This window comes from Streptomyces krungchingensis, from assembly GCF_054729265.1.
In genome coordinates, this window is sequence record NZ_JBPUKY010000001.1 from 579,352 (window position 1) to 593,959 (window position 14,608).

At 71.8% G+C, this 14,608-nt stretch carries 15 protein-coding genes and 1 pseudogene; 6 read left to right on the top strand and 10 right to left on the bottom strand.

Annotated elements, in window-relative coordinates:
• Nucleotides 1-14 precede the first annotated feature (14 nt).
• On the top strand, nt 15-950 hold the full coding sequence (locus ACSYGO_RS02685; protein ID WP_460389665.1) for a LysR family transcriptional regulator: 936 nt from the start codon (nt 15-17) through the stop codon (nt 948-950).
• Nucleotides 951-1,050: 100 nt separating this feature from the next.
• Here the strand turns inward: ACSYGO_RS02685 and ACSYGO_RS02690 are convergent, their stop codons facing one another.
• A complete protein-coding gene (locus ACSYGO_RS02690; protein ID WP_460385656.1) occupies nt 1,051-1,275 on the bottom strand; it encodes a CsbD family protein in 225 nt (74 codons plus the stop codon).
• An 83-nt stretch (nt 1,276-1,358) separates the two neighbouring features.
• Here ACSYGO_RS02690 and ACSYGO_RS02695 point away from each other — a divergent pair.
• A pseudogene (locus ACSYGO_RS02695) lies at nt 1,359-1,604 on the top strand (LLM class flavin-dependent oxidoreductase); the annotation flags it as partial.
• A 298-nt stretch (nt 1,605-1,902) separates the two neighbouring features.
• Here the strand turns inward: ACSYGO_RS02695 and ACSYGO_RS02700 are convergent.
• A complete protein-coding gene (locus ACSYGO_RS02700; RefSeq protein WP_426680839.1) occupies nt 1,903-2,058 on the bottom strand; it encodes a DUF6131 family protein in 156 nt (51 codons plus the stop codon).
• A 406-nt stretch (nt 2,059-2,464) separates the two neighbouring features.
• Between ACSYGO_RS02700 and ACSYGO_RS02705 the strand changes: the two genes are divergently transcribed.
• Entirely contained in the window at nt 2,465-2,683 is a 219-nt protein-coding gene (locus ACSYGO_RS02705) for a hypothetical protein (protein ID WP_432176310.1), read from the top strand.
• 76 nt (nt 2,684-2,759) lie between these two features.
• Here the strand turns inward: ACSYGO_RS02705 and ACSYGO_RS02710 are convergent, their stop codons facing one another.
• From ACSYGO_RS02710 to ACSYGO_RS02720, 3 genes are all read right to left on the bottom strand, one after another.
• Complete coding sequence (locus ACSYGO_RS02710; RefSeq protein WP_460385657.1) at nt 2,760-3,476, bottom strand: SDR family oxidoreductase; 717 nt, start codon at nt 3,474-3,476, stop codon at nt 2,760-2,762.
• 74 nt (nt 3,477-3,550) lie between these two features.
• Nucleotides 3,551-4,411, bottom strand: coding sequence for a DUF427 domain-containing protein (locus tag ACSYGO_RS02715; protein ID WP_432176311.1), 861 nt, complete (start codon nt 4,409-4,411; stop codon nt 3,551-3,553).
• A gap of 312 nt (nt 4,412-4,723) precedes the next feature.
• Nucleotides 4,724-5,593 carry an alpha/beta fold hydrolase gene (locus ACSYGO_RS02720; protein ID WP_426680798.1) on the bottom strand — a complete coding sequence of 290 codons (870 nt, stop codon included), beginning with the start codon at nt 5,591-5,593 and terminating at the stop codon, nt 4,724-4,726.
• A gap of 362 nt (nt 5,594-5,955) precedes the next feature.
• Here ACSYGO_RS02720 and ACSYGO_RS02725 point away from each other — a divergent pair, with 362 nt between their 5' ends.
• Entirely contained in the window at nt 5,956-6,468 is a 513-nt protein-coding gene (locus tag ACSYGO_RS02725) for a CGNR zinc finger domain-containing protein (RefSeq protein ID WP_426680799.1), read from the top strand.
• Between the two features lie 31 nt (nt 6,469-6,499).
• Here ACSYGO_RS02725 and ACSYGO_RS02730 read toward each other — a convergent pair whose 3' ends face one another.
• Nucleotides 6,500-7,129, bottom strand: coding sequence for a TMEM175 family protein (locus tag ACSYGO_RS02730; RefSeq protein WP_460385658.1), 630 nt, complete (start codon nt 7,127-7,129; stop codon nt 6,500-6,502).
• A 431-nt stretch (nt 7,130-7,560) separates the two neighbouring features.
• On the opposite strand from ACSYGO_RS02730, the gene ACSYGO_RS02735 reads away from it, so the two are divergent.
• Entirely contained in the window at nt 7,561-9,324 is a 1,764-nt protein-coding gene (locus ACSYGO_RS02735; RefSeq protein ID WP_460385659.1) for an MOSC domain-containing protein, read from the top strand.
• Between the two features lie 46 nt (nt 9,325-9,370).
• Here the strand turns inward: ACSYGO_RS02735 and ACSYGO_RS02740 are convergent, their stop codons facing one another.
• The 4 genes from ACSYGO_RS02740 to ACSYGO_RS02755 all read right to left on the bottom strand — a co-directional run bounded on the left by ACSYGO_RS02740 (nt 9,371) and on the right by ACSYGO_RS02755 (nt 13,248).
• A complete protein-coding gene (locus ACSYGO_RS02740; RefSeq protein ID WP_460385660.1) occupies nt 9,371-10,855 on the bottom strand; it encodes a hypothetical protein in 1,485 nt (494 codons plus the stop codon).
• Nucleotides 10,856-11,120: 265 nt separating this feature from the next.
• Complete coding sequence (locus ACSYGO_RS02745; RefSeq protein ID WP_460385661.1) at nt 11,121-11,864, bottom strand: L,D-transpeptidase family protein; 744 nt, start codon at nt 11,862-11,864, stop codon at nt 11,121-11,123.
• Nucleotides 11,865-12,119: 255 nt separating this feature from the next.
• Nucleotides 12,120-12,974: a maleylpyruvate isomerase family mycothiol-dependent enzyme gene (locus tag ACSYGO_RS02750; RefSeq protein ID WP_432176316.1), complete on the bottom strand. Its 855-nt coding sequence runs from the start codon at nt 12,972-12,974 to the stop codon at nt 12,120-12,122.
• Between the two features lie 73 nt (nt 12,975-13,047).
• Nucleotides 13,048-13,248 carry a hypothetical protein gene (locus ACSYGO_RS02755; protein WP_426680805.1) on the bottom strand — a complete coding sequence of 67 codons (201 nt, stop codon included), beginning with the start codon at nt 13,246-13,248 and terminating at the stop codon, nt 13,048-13,050.
• Between the two features lie 278 nt (nt 13,249-13,526).
• On the opposite strand from ACSYGO_RS02755, the gene ACSYGO_RS02760 reads away from it, so the two are divergent.
• A complete protein-coding gene (locus ACSYGO_RS02760) occupies nt 13,527-14,606 on the top strand; it encodes an AfsR/SARP family transcriptional regulator (RefSeq protein WP_460385662.1) in 1,080 nt (359 codons plus the stop codon).
• Nucleotides 14,607-14,608 lie beyond the last annotated feature (2 nt).

Genomic DNA, 14,608 nt, shown 5'->3' on the forward strand with positions numbered 1-14,608 from the left:
GCGCGCGGGACCGGATGGTCGTCAGGGGTGGGGCTTCAGGGGCCGCCGGTCAGCGGCTGCCGCCGCAGGCGGACCTGAACCTGCTGCGCACGTTCCTCGCGGTCTACCGCTCGGGGTCCTTCACGGCGGCGGCGCCGCGCCTCGGAGTGTCCCAGCCGACCGTGACCGCGCAGATCCGCACCCTGGAGCAGCAGACCGGGCGGGAACTGTTCACCCGGCTGCCTCGCGGCGTGGACCCCACGCCGCACGCGCACGACCTCGCCGCGCGGGTCGCGGACCCGCTCGACGCCCTGGCCTCGCTGGAGGACACCGGGGCGGTGGCCGCGCCCGTGCACCTGGCCGGGCCGTCCGAGCTGCTCTGCGTACGCGTCCTGCCCGCCCTCGCCCCGCTCGTGGTCGATGGCGTGCGACTGCGGGTCGCCCAAGGCCTTCCCGAGCCGCTGCTGGAGGAGATGCGCGCCGGACGACACGACCTGGTCATCGTCACGCGGCGCCCGCGCGGCCGTGCGCTGGAGTCGGTGCCGCTCGCGGACGAGGAGTACGCGCTGGTCGCGAACCCGGCGTGGGCCGAGCGCGTTGCCGGCCGCTCCGAGGCCGACGACGTGTGCGCGGCGCTGCGCGACGTCCCGATGGTGACGTACGCCGAGGATCTGCCCATCGTCCGCCGCTACTGGCGCACGGTCCTCGGCAGACAGCTCACCGCCGGCGCCGCGGTCACGGTGCCGAATCTGTACGCGGTGCTGTCGGCGGTCAACGCGGGCGCCGGCTGCAGCGTGCTGCCCCGGTCGCTGTGCCAGGAATACCTGGACTCCGGTCGCCTGGTTCTGCTCCACGCTCCGGAGGAGCCTCCCTTGAACACGCTCTTCCTGGTCCAGCGCCCCGGCGCCGACACCAACCCGGACGTCGCCCGTGTCCGCGCTCGCCTGCGCGAGGTGGCTCGGGCCTGGTAGCGGCAGTGATGCCGAGGCGCGTTCCCGACGCCATGCGCCCGCCGCACACGCGGTGAGCGGCCGGCAGTGTCCCGTGGCGCGTGGATATCGGCGGCCGGGGTCAGTGCCCCATCGCCCTGCGGGCCCGGTGCGCTGCTTTCTCGGCCATTTCCTGCGCCTTGCCGCCCAGCATCTCGGCCCGGCCCTCCCGTTTCAGGGACCTGTTCCCCACGGCCTTGCCGATGGTCTCCTTCATCTTGCCCTTGACCTGCTTCGCCTTCGCGTTCCCCTTGCTCACTTCGATCGCGACCTCTCGGACTTCGGTGCGGCGCGGGAAGGACGACACACTCCCGCACCATGCTTTCACCCTGCGCTTGCCCGCACCGAGCGGCAACCCGTGCCTCGGGACAGCCCGAGTACTCGGCGCGTATGGCTCTTCTCGGATACACGATGACGACCGGGCAAGCCGCTCCCAAAGACCTGGTGGCGCATGTCGTCCGGGCCGACGAGGCCGGCTTCGATTTCTCAGTGCCGTCGGACCACTGCTTTCCATGGCTGGACGAGCAGGGCCACGCCCCCTACGCATGGAGCGTGCTGGGCGCGGCGGCGCGGGCCACCTCACGGATTCCCCTGATGACGTACGCGATCTGTCCGACGATGCGCGACCACCCGGCCCCCGGAGGTCTTCGTCGAGGCGGTACGGCCGTACGTCGAGGCGGGGTTCACCGAGATCGCCCTCGTCCGGGTCGGCGGTGCGTCACCGCTGCCGTTCCTGGACCGGGCGCAGAAGACGTTGTTGCCCGCGCTGCGCGAACTCCGGGTCCGGTCGGCGCCGCAGCCGCACGCGGCACTGCTCTCGTGTCCCACTCCGTCGTCCGCAGCGTCGTCGCTCCGTTCGCCGCGACGTCGTCGGCGACGCGGTCCGGGCCGGGTCCTGGCCGGCCCCGGCGACGGAGTGGGAACGGTCGTCGGCTCACCAATAGTGGCGGCGGCCGGCGACGGCGTGCCCCATGGATCCCGCGATCCACAGGACGACGCCCACCACGGCCAGGATGAGCCCGATGGTCCACAGGATCGAGAACCCTGTGATGAGACCGATGATGAGCAGAATGATGCCGAGGGCGATCATGGCGTGCCTCCTGCGGTTGTCCTGCCTTCCAAGCTGCCGAGTTCCCCCGACCAGGGAGGTCACCCATCGGTTCCGGCGAATCTTCGAGGGTGCTCGCGCGGCGCCGCACACCACGGCGGAGCCTGCCGTCAGCACATCCCTGCCGATCTCGTCCGTCCGTCCACCACTCACGGGTGACGGACACTCCGACGGCGCACCGCCCTCACTACGCCGTCGGATTCTCGTCCCGGCCGGGGGTGTCGCCAACCCGCTCGCTCTGTTGCCTGAGCTGCCGCGCCCTGCAGCGCTTTCCCCGGAATGCATCCTGGGGCACATCCCTGAGCGGGCCCCGGGGCGGCTCCCGGCGCGTCGCTCGCGAGGCCCCCTCCTGTTGCGGCGGCCGCGACGCGACGTGAAGGTGATGCTCATGGTTGAGCGCTCCGTGATCGTCCGCCCTCCTGCTGACCCCCGCGGCCGTGAGGTCGTCGTCGACGGGGAGTCCCTGGGCATTGCCTACGGCCTGCGTGACCTCGCCACGTTCCTGCGATCGGCGGGGTGGCCCGGGCTGGACGAGATCGACGTGGCGGACTCGCCGTTCATCGAGTGGCACGGCGGGGGCCCGGAGGTGTGGGCGCAGCGACCGTGAGACGGCGCGGTGCCCTGCTGCCCGGGTGGTACGGGGCCGACCGGACCCTCGCCATGAGCCCGCGATGAGGGACGGGTCAGACGAGAGGCTGGCCGCCGTCGACGGGCAGGCACACACCGGTCATGAAGGTGTTGGTCAGCGCGAAGAGGACGGCGTGGGCCACGTCCTCGGGGGTGCCGATACGGCGCGCCGGGTTGGCGGCGGACAGCCGGCCGAACAGTTCGGCTTTCCTCTGCTCGCCGAGTGCGTCCCAGGCGCCGGTGTCGACCGTGCCGGGTGAGACGGCGTTGACGCGGATCGGCGCCAGTTCCACGGCCAGGGACCGCACGACGGTGTTGACGGCGCCGTTGGTCGCGGCGACCGCGAGGAACCCGGGGTCGGGTTCGAGGGCGGCCACACCGGAGAGCAGGACGAGGGAGCCGTCCGGGGGCATGGTGGGCGCGAAGTGCTTGGCGAGCATGATCGGGCCGACGACCTTCGTGTGGAACGACCGCAGGATCGCGTCCGGTTCCAGCTCGGCCACGGTGCCCCGGGCCCGGGCGGAGGCTGTCGAGACCACGTGGTCGACGCTTCCGACTTCCGAGACCAGGGCCTCGATCGACCCTTCGTCGGTCAGGTCGACCGTGGCGACGGTGACGTCGGTCCGCCGGTAGCTCTCCTGGAGCGCGGTCCGGTCACGCCCGGCCGCGACGACACGGGCACCTGCCTCGAGGGCAGCGTCGCCGACCGCCCGGGCGATGCCGCTGCCGCGGCCCACCACCAGAACCGTCCGTTCCTTCAGGCCTGTTGTCATGGGGATCCCTCCTCCTTCTGCCGATGCGCCGAGGGACGACGGCGCAGTGGATGTGCGGCCGGCCGGCCGTCGGGTCAGTGCCCCTCGGCCTCGTCGACCTCCAGGCCGCGGTCGATGCCGTGGGGGACGACCTTCTGCCCGGGTTCGAGATGCAGGCGTGTGCCGTCGAGGCGGACCTCGACCTGATCCGGTTCGAAGGACACCAGGTCGTCGATCCGGTCGACCTCCCGGTAGGCGTTGCGGTACGACCAGGCGGCGCGGCGCGCGTCACCGATGTCGTAGTAGTCGCACAGGCCCTTGTAGGGGCAGAAGGTCTGCCCCTCGACAGGCCGCAGGCGGCTCTCGTCGACGTCGGCGCGCGGGACGTACCAGCGTGGCGCGAACCCGGACTCGAAGAGCACGACGGGGTGTTCGGACCGGGCGACCACGGTGTCGCCGAGGCGGACTTCCAGCGTGCGGGAGGTGTTGCGGATGTCGATGCGGTGGTACGGGTCCGCGGCGTGCCCCAGAATGCGTTCGTCCTCCTCGTAGAAGGCGTCCATCGCGCGCCAGGCGAAGGCGATGCGGTCCTGGAGTTCGGTGGCGTGCCCGGGCAGTGCGGTGAACTCCCAGGCGGCGCGCTCGGTGGTCCGGTCGCCGGCGCGCACCGCGTACCAGGAGGTGTCGCCGAGGTCCTTGTGCCGGGTGACCTTGCCGCTCGCGACCAGGACCTGCGCGTCGACGTCCGCGCGGGGGAAGTAGGCCACGGGGTAGCGGCCCGGCTCGTGGAGCAGGACGACGTTCTCGCTGTCGGCGATCCAGGCGCCGTTGAACTTCACGCGCATGCGGCGGCGCAGTCGCTCGGCGTACAGCAGGCGCTCCGGCATGGGGTGCGGGGTCAGGAAGTGGCCGATCGCTCGCTCGGCGAGGGGGCCTTGTTGCCAGGACAGTCCCATGGCGGTTCCTTCCGGGGAGGGGGGGTGGGCGAATGGCCGCGCCCCGGGATGAGTTGGATGTCGGCGAGGTGCAAGGAGTGCAGGAGCAGCGAGACTTGGGGGACGCGGGCCTGCCGAAGCGGGGGCGGATGCCGTCCCGGCGTCGGAGGCCGCCTCAGGTGTCGAGGGCTCGCATCGCCGACGTCGCGGGCGGTGCGCACGGGCCGCGGGGTGGCGCCGAAGGTGTGCCGGGCTGGACGGGGCACGCCGTCAGGGCCCCTTGCCCGCCGCGGCGGACAGGGCTCCGCTTCGCGGCAACCGCCTCCGTGCGCGTCAGGCGAGGACGCGGGCGAGGAAGTCGCGGATGTGGCCGGTGATGGTTCCGAGGTGGCTTTCCAGGGCGAAGTGCCCGGAGTCGATCAGGTGGATCTCGGCATCGGGCAGGTCCTGGGCGAACGCCTCCGCGCCTGCGGGACCGAAGATCTCGTCGTTGGCGCCCCAGACCGCCAGCAGCGGAACCCGGGAATCGCGGAAGTACTGGTGGACCTGCGGGTAGAGGTCCACGTTGGTCGGGTAGTCGCGGAACAGCTTGAGCTGGATCTCGTCGTTGCCGGGCCGGTCCAGCAGTGCCTGGTCGTGGACCCAGTTGTCCGGGCTGACCAAGGTGGGGTCGGGGACTCCATTCACGTACTGCCAGCGGGTGATCTCGGGGGTGAGGGCGCCTCGCACGGGCGCCTCGGTGCCGGGTCCGGGGGCCTGGGCGTAGGCGAAGAGCCCGTCCCAGAAGGCCTTCACGAAGCCTTCCTCGTAGGCGTTGCCGTTCTGGCTGATGATCGCGGTGATGCGGTCGGGCGCCTGGAGGGCGAGCCGCCAGCCGATGGGCGCGCCGTAGTCCTGCACGTACAGGGCGAACCGGTCGACGCCGAGCTGCCGGAGCAGTCCGGAGGTGATGTCGGTCAGGGCCTCGAAGGTGTACGGGAAGTCCCGCAGGCCCGGCATGGCCGACTGGCCGAACCCGATGTGGTCGGGCGCGATGACGTGGTACCGGTCGGCGAGCGCGGGGATGAGGTGGCGGAACATGTGCGAGCTGGTCGGGAAGCCGTGCAGGAGGACGACGGCGGGCGCCTCGGGGTCCCCCGCCTCCCGGTAGAAGACGTCGAGACCGTCGACGGTGGCGGTGCGGTGGTGGACTTCGGCAGTCATGTCCATAACCTCTCCATCGAGTTTCAGTGGTTACATATCCAGTCGAGCACACCGCCTCTAACCTGTCAATGCTTTTTTACTGGTTAGATCGACGCACTTCGCCTGACCCGGGAACCCCCACGTCGACCCACCACAAGCCTCCGGCCGCAGCAGGAGGCCGGCCCATCGCGGGCACCCATACGGGGCCCGCCCGGGCGGCAAGGCGGGCCCTCTCGGCCCGCAGGCCGACGAGCACCCGTCACCCGCGGACACCGACACGGCGACCCGCGGGTGCGACTAACCCTCCAAATAATTTTCTCTGGTTAGCACGAAGGAATTCATGTAACCTCTCAACTAGATCGAGCAGGTTAGGAGGTGCGGGAGTGGCCGACCGAGAACGGCAGGACGCCCTGCTTGAGCTCCTCAACAGCACTCCGGTGGTGCGCGACGAGGTCCAGGACCAGCTGGCGGATCCGGAGGCGGCCAGGACCTGGCAGCGGGCCCACGGCGGCACCGGCGGCCCTGGAGAGCAGCGCTGCCTTCTGCAAGCACGCGACGCCCTTCAGGACGTGGTGCGCGGGAGCCGGCCCGCCACCTCTCTCGCGCCGCTCCTCGAAGACGTGATCTCCCGCCCGCACCTGACGCCCGCGGGCGTCACCTGGGAGCTGGACGCCCCCGCGGAGCGCCGGATGGCGGTGGAAGCGGTCATGACGTGGAGCGCGCTGCAGGAGACGATGCCCGGTCGGCTGCGGCCCTGCTCCAACCCCGAGTGCCGGCGCTTCCTCCTCGACCGCAGCAAGACCGACAAGGCCCGATGGTGCTCGATGGCCCTGTGCGGCAACCGGATGAAGGCTCGGCGCCACTACCGGCGCACGCGCGACGCCGCCGCCGAGTGACCCCACGACGGCGGGCGAGGCCGGCGGGGGGTCACGCCCGATTCCCGCGGCCGCACCGGCGCTTCACCCTGGCGATCTCGCCCGCGATGGGCAGCCAGTAGTAAGGGATGAAGGCGGCGATCACGGCCACGCCGAGTACGGGCAGCACCCCGCCGATCAGGGTTCCGGTGGCCAGCCACGCGACGGCGAGCCGGAAGCGTCGGCCGATCGCCGCCACGCCGGCCGGTTCGAGGGAGGCGGCAAGCAGGCGTCGACGGCGGACGTGCCACCAGATGACGTTGAACAGCACGGCCAGGAATGCGAAGGCCACGCCGTGGAGGACCACGGCGGTGCGCTGACCGTGTCCGTCGCGGAAGGCCTCGGCCAGTACGGAGGCGGCGAAGGGCAGGAAGGCCACGTCCATCAGCAACACGGTGTTGAAGAACAGCACCACCCGGTCGGCGCTGCGGACGTGGTCGAACATGATGTGGTGGTTGACCCACACCTGCCCGATCAGCATGAAGGTGACGACGTACACCAGGTAGGACGGCCACAGCGCGACGAGGTCGTGCAGCAGGTGATCGGTGTCCCGCGGCGGATGGATCTCCAGGACGAGCAGCGTGATGGCGATGGCGATGACGCCGTCGCTGAACGCGACCACGCGGGCGGGATCGCGTTCCACGCCGAACGACGTGGCTCCTCCCCCCGGCCCGTCCGGACCGTCCCCTCCCGGCCCGTCCGGACCGTCCCCTCCCAGCCCGTCCGGACCGTCGCCTCCCGGCCCGTGCTGACTGTCGCCTCCCGGCTCGTACGGCCCGTCGGTACGTGACCCGTGTGGTCCCTCGCCTCCGGGCGCGCCCGGTCCACCGGCTCCGGGCTCACGCGGTCCGTCCCGTCCGTCGGCACCTGACCCGCATGGTCCGCCGCTTCCTGACCCGCGTGCTCCGTGAGCAGCCTCTCCCATCGCCCCAGCCTCCGGCACCCGAGACGACCGCGCGCGCCGTCGGCGCGGAATCGCGGGGGCACCCGCACAAGAATTAGGATCGGCCCGAGCGCCCAGATCACCACGCCATGAGGGGCTGCCGGCCCTGCCGCCCCCGCAGGAGGTCCGCGATGGCGACGCTGCTGTCCGTCAACGTAGGAATGCCCAAGGACGTCTCCTGGCAGGGAAGGACCGTCCACACCGGCGCCTGGAAATCTCCTGTCCGCGGGCCCCGGATGGTGCGGCGGCTGAACATCGCGGGAGACGGACAGGGCGACCTCGCCGGACACGGCGGCGAGATGCGCGCCGTCCTCGTCTACCAGCAGGAGTCCTACCAGTACTGGCAGAAACATCTCGGCCGCGACGACCTGTCGTACGGGAGCTTCGGCGAGAACCTCACCGTCGCCGGCCTGCCCGACGACGAGGTGTGCATCGGCGACCGGTACCGCATCGGCGACGCCGAATTCGAGGTCAGCCAGCCCCGCGTCACCTGCTACCGGGTCGGCATGCGCCTGGGCGAACCGACCATGGCCTCGTTGCTGGTCGCCCACCACCGCCCCGGCTTCTACATGCGCGTCATCTCCGAAGGCCACGTCCAGGCCGGCGACGAGATCACCCTCACCCGCAGAGGCCCGGAAGAGCTCAGCGTCGCCGACACCGACGCACTGCTCTACCTCCCCGACCGCGACCCCGCCAAGCTGCGCAGAGCTCTCCGCATCCCCGCCCTGAGCCCCGGATGGCAGCAGTCCTTCCGTGAACTGGCGGCCGCTCAACAGCCCAAGCAGGAACCGGGGTGGCCCGGCGGGCGCGCCGAGCCGCAGCAGACCAGAGAGATGCCGGGATGGCCGGGATTCAAGACCATGCGTGTCGCCCGGATCGTCCCCGAGACCCCCGCCGTGGCGTCCATCCACCTCGACGCCACCGACGACACACCACTGCCGGACTCCCGCCCGGGACAGTACCTCTCGATCCGCGTCCCCGCCGGCGACGGCGCCCCCGCGGTGCGCAGCTACTCCCTGTCCTCCACGCCCACGGCCCGCTCGTACCGCATCAGCGTGAAGCACGAGCCGCACGGGCTGGTCAGCGGCTACCTCCACACGCGTCTGCACGCCGACGACCTCGTGGAGATCGCCTGTCCCCGCGGGACCTTCGTCCTCGAGGACGGCACCGGGCCCGTCGTCCTGCTGTCGGCGGGCATCGGCGTCACCCCCGTACTCGCCATGCTCCACAGGCTCGCCGCCGTACGCGACCCACGTCCCGTCTGGTGGATCCACACCGCACGCGACCGCGCCCACCACGCGTTCGCGGACGAGGTCCACGCGCTCCTGGCCCAACTCCCCCGGGCCCACGAGCACATCTCCTACACGGCCGAGGCCTCCCTCCGTCCCGACGAGGCCCACATCGGCCAGGGCCGCCCCAGCGCACGCTCGCTCGCGGCCCTGGGCATCCCCGCCGACGCCGACGCCTATCTCTGCGGACCGACCTCCTTCATGGACGACGTCGGCGGCTTCCTGCGCGAACTCGGCCTGGACTCGGCGCGGATCCACGTGGAGCAGTTCAGCGCCCTGCCCGCCATCAATCCGGGCGTCACGCCCACCGCCACGGTCCGACCGCACCAACCACCCGGCCCCGAAGGCACCGGCCCGCTCGTCACCTTCGCCCGCAGTGGCGTCACCACACCGTGGTCACCGGCCCACGCCTCGCTCCTCGACCTCGCGGAGGCCTGCGAGGTCCCCACCCGCTGGTCGTGCCGCACCGGCGTCTGCCACACCTGCGTCACCCACGTCGTGTCGGGCGACACCAGGTACACCACACAGCCCCTCGAACCGCCGGAACCCGGCACCGTCCTCGTCTGCTGCAGCGAACCGACGACCGAAGTGGTCCTCGACCTCTGAAGGAGCTGACGGATGCCTGAACCGGGGAGGCCGGTGTCCTCCTCGGCTACGGCTCGTCCCGCTCCGGATGTTCGACGCCGTCGAAGGCGAGCTCCGCCGGGACGGCCTCGTCGAGCGCACGGACCAGCCGATGGCCTCCGCGGTACCAGGCGGGGTCGACGCCGATGGAGCAGCCGCAGCGTCCGATCAAGTTCCTTTCGGGGCCCCACCGTTCGACGGCGATGACGTCGTCCAGGCGGAGCCTGTGACAGGCGCCGGGTGTGCACAACACCAACGAGTCGGTGGTCAGGACCATCCAGTGCCGCTCGGCGGACCGTCCGAACGCGCGCTTCGGCAGGGATGCGCGGAACACCTCTCCGTGCGGGGGGATTTCGTCCCAGGTCCAGCACGACGTGCACCAGAGCCGACGGCCGTCCTGGCCGGCCAAGTGGAGGAGCGTGCCGGTCGGGACGACCAACTGGGCGTGCCCCATGACCCGTTGCCAGGACTCGCGCACGCCCTGCGGGGTGACGCACTCCAGGGCGCGGCGCCGGCTGCCGTCGTCGAGGCACGGGGTCCCGAACAACTCGCCACGAGCAGCGTCTTCGAGGGTGCGCGAACGGCCGGTGGCGCCGCCCCGCGAGGCGGTGTGCCGGGCGACCTCGTCCGGCGTGGGGTCTTCTTTCGACACGCGCACCGCCTCCGACCACACCGTCGCGGCCACTGACTCGACAGCGTCGGCGGCAGCCGGCACGAGGAGAAGCCGGACGACCGTGACCGAGTCGTGCAGCGCCTCGGCGGACTCGGCCGGAGCGGCGGACCCTGCGGGCGTGGACCGGGCGGCGAGTGCGGCGGTCACCCGTTCCCGCAGGATCAGGTGGGCGAGTTCCACCGCGGCAGATCCGATCGGAGCTTCGACGGACAGTGCCACACCTTCGATGTCGCGGTGGGTCCAGGACGCACGCGGGTAGCGGGCCTGCGGTGCGGTGCGACGCGGTCGTTCGCCGGAAGGCAGCGGGAGCCGCAGGCCGACGGGATCCGGTCCGGTCAGGGTCAGGACGGCGTTGGTACGGGTGAACCAGCGCGAGGCGTGCGTGAGGAGCATGTCCGCGGTCGGCGGCCCACTCCGGCTGTCCTTGTGACCCTCCAGGCCGACGGCCTGCGAGCCGAACCGGCCGTTCAGCGCACCGGCGGCCCGGGGATCGAGCGACCCGGTGTCCTCCCCGTCGAACAGGTCCCCCACGTCGCCCGGTTCGCCGACCCGCGGGTCGGACAATGCCCGGCAAAGAGCCTCCAGGCAGTCGGAGACCTCCTCAGGGGTACCCGAGACGGTGAACCGGGTCTCTTCGGGTCCGCCGGACGCGACGAGCCGGTCCCGCTCCGGGCGGTGCTGTCGCGTCGTGCGCACGGCCTGGGCGGCGACCAGGCGGCTGACACCGAGCGTGCGGTAGGTCTCGTCGCGGGTGCCGACGCCGAAACGCAGCGTGGCGTGGAGGGGCCCGGGCTCGGAGTACCGGAGGACGAGTACGCCGTCGACGTGACTGCGGTGCATGGCCGCACCTTAACCAGAACGCCTGTTCGCCCTTGGTGTGGGGCGGCCTGCGCGCGACCGGTCCCGCGACGCGCCGATCTGCGCAGGACCGATGGCGTCGGCGCCGGTCGGGCCCCGGTCCGTCGTCGCCGTACGGTCGGCGCGGTCCGGCGCGGTGCGGTCCGGTCCCGCGCGGTGGGGTCCGGCGCGGTGCGGTCCCGCCCGGTCTCGAAGCGGTGGAACGAGCCCCCGAGGTTCACTGGCCCACCGACGGTCCGAGGGGCCCTCAGCGCTTCAGGCGCTCCTTGTCGCCCATCACCACGACGGGGTGACGTGCGGGGTCGAGGGTGCGCAGCAGGGACCTCATCCCGGACTCCGGGACGGTGACACAGCCCGACGTGCCGTCACCGTGGTCCAGATGCAGCCAGATACCCCCGCCCTTCTCCACACCCAGGGGCCGGGACCAGTCGTAGGGAGGGGTGCCCTTGATCCGGTTGTAGTCGATGGCTATGACGTAGTCGAAGTCGTGCTCGTGGGCTTCGTCCCAGTAGATCGTGGACGCGAAGGCGTGGTCGTCCTGCCGGTACTTCAGCCGGCTGCCCGGGTCGGCCAGCACGCCGCCCGCGTCGGTCAGGGTGAACACGCCCACGGGGCTGCGCTCGTCGTCCATCTGATGGTCGGTCGTCCAGCCCAGCTTGCCGTTGTGGGCGGGCCAGCTGCCGGTCTGCTTCCAGGTCTCGCCCTTCTTCTCGTAAAGAGCGACGACGCCGTCGGGTGAGTCCCTGTCGTCCCCGTAGACGGCCACCACCTGGCGGGTGTCTGCGGGGACCTGCCGCCACATCCGGTCCCCGATGCCGGGAACCCGGTCGGGCTTCGCGGAGCGGGGCGAGGCGGACGCCGGACCGTTGGTGCCCGGCGCACCACCGGGGCTCCTCCCGGCGGTCGTGTCACCGCATGCCGTGGCGATCGTCAGGAGAAGGCCACAGGCAGCGGTCGAGGCTATGGCATGGCGGGCACTGCCGCGGCGCATGGCACGATGAGCGGATCGAGTTCTCGATGATCTCCACATGATCAGGATTTTGTGGGGCCCGGGACATACGGTGCATCCGGGCGCGGGCATCCGGCCTAAGGGGCGGTCCGGACTGTGCAAAGGACGGTCCGGAGCGCGCAAGGGACGGTCTGGAGCGCGCAAGGGACGGTCCGGACCGCGCAAGGGGCGGTGACGTCTCCGTCGCGTACGCGTCCGTCCCGACGCGGGATGCCGAGGGCGACCGGCAGGCCGCGTTCAGCGGACGATGGACACGATCCGGGAGAGGGCTTCGGTGAGCCGCCGGTCTCCTCGCGTACGGGAGCGGTCGAGCGCGGTGCCGGGATCGATGCCGCGTGTGCACAGGCGCCAGGCGGTCTCCGCGTCCATGACCAGCGAAGCGGCCGGCGGGCCGAGCGGCGATTCGGCCAGTGACCAGCGGTCCGGGGTGGCGGTCACCGTCCAGGCGCCGCCGGCCCGCCCGTCGACGATCACCTGGACCTGCGTCCCGACGGGCGCGGGGCTGTCGCGCAGGGTGTGCGGCAGGGCGCGCATGAACGTGTCCAGGACCAGGGCGAGGGACCGGGGTTCCGGGTCCGTCGCGCGGCCGGTGGCGTGGCGGATCTGCTGACGGTGGGTCCAGTACTCGGTGAACTCCCGTGCGAGATCGAGCCAGTTGGGCGCCGGGTCGGCCCCGGCCCAGGACACGCCCAGGCCCGTGGCATCCAGGTCGGCGGCCGCGAATCGGTCCGTGACCTCGGTCCCGGCCTGTTCGAGGGCGTCGATGAGCGCGGCTGGGCTGTGGCCGGTGTGGAGGTCGACCCATTCCTGGTTGGTGCGGTGGATGAACGCTTCGAGCGTCTCGCCGGGCGCGAAGGTCGGCCGGTTCTCGCCCGTGCGCCGGCCGAGGCGTCCTTGGTAGTCGCCCAGGATGTGGGCGGCGAGGTCGTGCACGGTCCAGCCCGGGACCGGAGTACCGTGCCAGTCGCCCGGGCGCAGGGAGCGGAGCAGGTCGAGCAGGGCGGCCAGTTCCGGGCCGAACAGTGGGCGGGCGTCGATCGGTCTGCCCAGCCAGGACCGGTCGACGGGCGGGTGATCGGGCCGGACGTTCATGGCCGCCGCCCCGCCGTCCGTGGCCGTCGTCGGCCGGCGGACGGCTCCCTCGGTTCCCGTTCTCCGACGGGGTTCAGTGGGTGTCCGGGGAGCGCCCCCGGCCGTTCGGGAGTTCGCCGGACGTGGTCTCCTCCAGCAGCGCGGTGTACTTCTGCGAGAGCTCGTCGTACCGCTCGTCGGTGTCGTCGGCCCGGCGTTTGTTGCGGGTCATGACGTACAGCGCCACGGGCCCGGTGATCATCGAGACGACCGGGATCAGCGCCCACCACGGCATGGGTCCTCCCCTGAGTGCGGTGTTCCGGGGGCTGTCGTGGAACGCCCGTCGCAGGGTATGCCCTCTCGGCCCGCTCGCCAACGGGGCGTGCCCGGTGGGGCGTTGCCTACCTAACGTGTTACCAGATGTTTGACGTCAACCACTGGACGGGCGTCCGATACGCAATCTAAGTTCGCCTCTCGGCAGCGGTCATGTCCACGATCGGCACCCCGAACGTGCGCAACGGCCCTTCCACGCAAGGCCGTTGATACATCACCCACCGTGCGATGTGAGGGGCTGTGGAGAAGACCGATGCCCGCGTGCCCGAGGGCGCGCTCCCCGAGCGGCTCGTCGCCGCGCCGTCCCAAGGCCGCCCCCGGTTCCTGGTACTGGGTCTGTTAGCCATAACCGACGGGTGCGAGACGGTCGTTCTGCAGCCCTCACGCCCCGCGTCGCTGCTCGCCGCGCTGCTGCTCCACCCCGGCGCCGTCGTCTCCTCGGGCTTCCTCCAGCGCGTGGTCTGGGGCAGCGCACCGCCGGCGGGAGGCAAGGCCGCTCTGCACACTTGCGTGCTTCGGCTGCGCCGGCTGTTCGCCAAGTACGGCGTCGCGAACCAGACCATCGAGGCCGTCGCCGGCGGCTACCGATTACACGCCGACGCCGACACCCTCGACCTCCTCCACTTCCGCGACCTGCTCTCCCGGGCGCAGACCTGTGAGGACCCGGAGACCGCGCTGCGCCTGGCACGGGCCGCGCTGAGCCTCTGGAAGGACCCGCTCCTCGGCAACGTCCACTCCGACGAGCTGCACCGCGACCATGTCGCGCGTCTGTCCGAGGAGCGTCTGCTCGCCGTCGAGCGGGTCTTCGACGGCGAACTGCGCCTCGGACGGCACCGCGAGATGATCGGCGAGGCCCGCAGGGCCGTCGAGGCCCATCCGGGGCACGAAGGTCTCTCCGTCCTGCTGATCGAGGCGTTGTACCGCTCCGGGATGCGCGCCGAGGCGCTCGCCGAGTACCGCAGGATCCGCACCCACCTCGACACGGAACTCGGCGTGGAACCCGGTCCGGCGCTGCGCCGCCTCCAACTCGCCGTACTGCGCGGCGAACCGCCCGACGGACACCCCGCGCTGCCTCCGGCCGGCACCCCGCCCGCAGCGGCGCTCGCCGAGGCGCCCGCGGCCCGCGGGCGGGCCTCCCCCGCGGCTCCCGGAACCGCCGTACTGCGCTCCCTGGTCGACGCCGGACTGCTGGAGGAGGGTCCGCCCGGCCGGTACCGCGTCCACGACCTGTTACGCCTGTTCGTCCAGGCGGCCAGCACCGCTCCCCCGGTCGCCGCCCCGCACAGCCCGGCGGACGTGCCCCCGCCACCGGCCGACTGACA

Coding starts and splice junctions, on each gene's coding strand:
- ACSYGO_RS02700 (WP_426680839.1), bottom strand. CDS start 2,058: ATGATCGCCCTCGGCATCATTCTGCTCATCATCGGTCTCATCACAGGG.
- ACSYGO_RS02710 (WP_460385657.1), bottom strand. CDS start 3,476: ATGACAACAGGCCTGAAGGAACGGACGGTTCTGGTGGTGGGCCGCGGC.
- ACSYGO_RS02740 (WP_460385660.1), bottom strand. CDS start 10,855: ATGCACCGCAGTCACGTCGACGGCGTACTCGTCCTCCGGTACTCCGAG.
- ACSYGO_RS02715 (WP_432176311.1), bottom strand. CDS start 4,411: ATGGGACTGTCCTGGCAACAAGGCCCCCTCGCCGAGCGAGCGATCGGC.
- ACSYGO_RS02735 (WP_460385659.1), top strand. CDS start 7,561: ATGGCGACGCTGCTGTCCGTCAACGTAGGAATGCCCAAGGACGTCTCC.
- ACSYGO_RS02705 (WP_432176310.1), top strand. CDS start 2,465: ATGGTTGAGCGCTCCGTGATCGTCCGCCCTCCTGCTGACCCCCGCGGC.
- ACSYGO_RS02750 (WP_432176316.1), bottom strand. CDS start 12,974: ATGAACGTCCGGCCCGATCACCCGCCCGTCGACCGGTCCTGGCTGGGC.
- ACSYGO_RS02755 (WP_426680805.1), bottom strand. CDS start 13,248: ATGCCGTGGTGGGCGCTGATCCCGGTCGTCTCGATGATCACCGGGCCC.
- ACSYGO_RS02685 (WP_460389665.1), top strand. CDS start 15: ATGGTCGTCAGGGGTGGGGCTTCAGGGGCCGCCGGTCAGCGGCTGCCG.
- ACSYGO_RS02720 (WP_426680798.1), bottom strand. CDS start 5,593: ATGACTGCCGAAGTCCACCACCGCACCGCCACCGTCGACGGTCTCGAC.
- ACSYGO_RS02745 (WP_460385661.1), bottom strand. CDS start 11,864: ATGCGCCGCGGCAGTGCCCGCCATGCCATAGCCTCGACCGCTGCCTGT.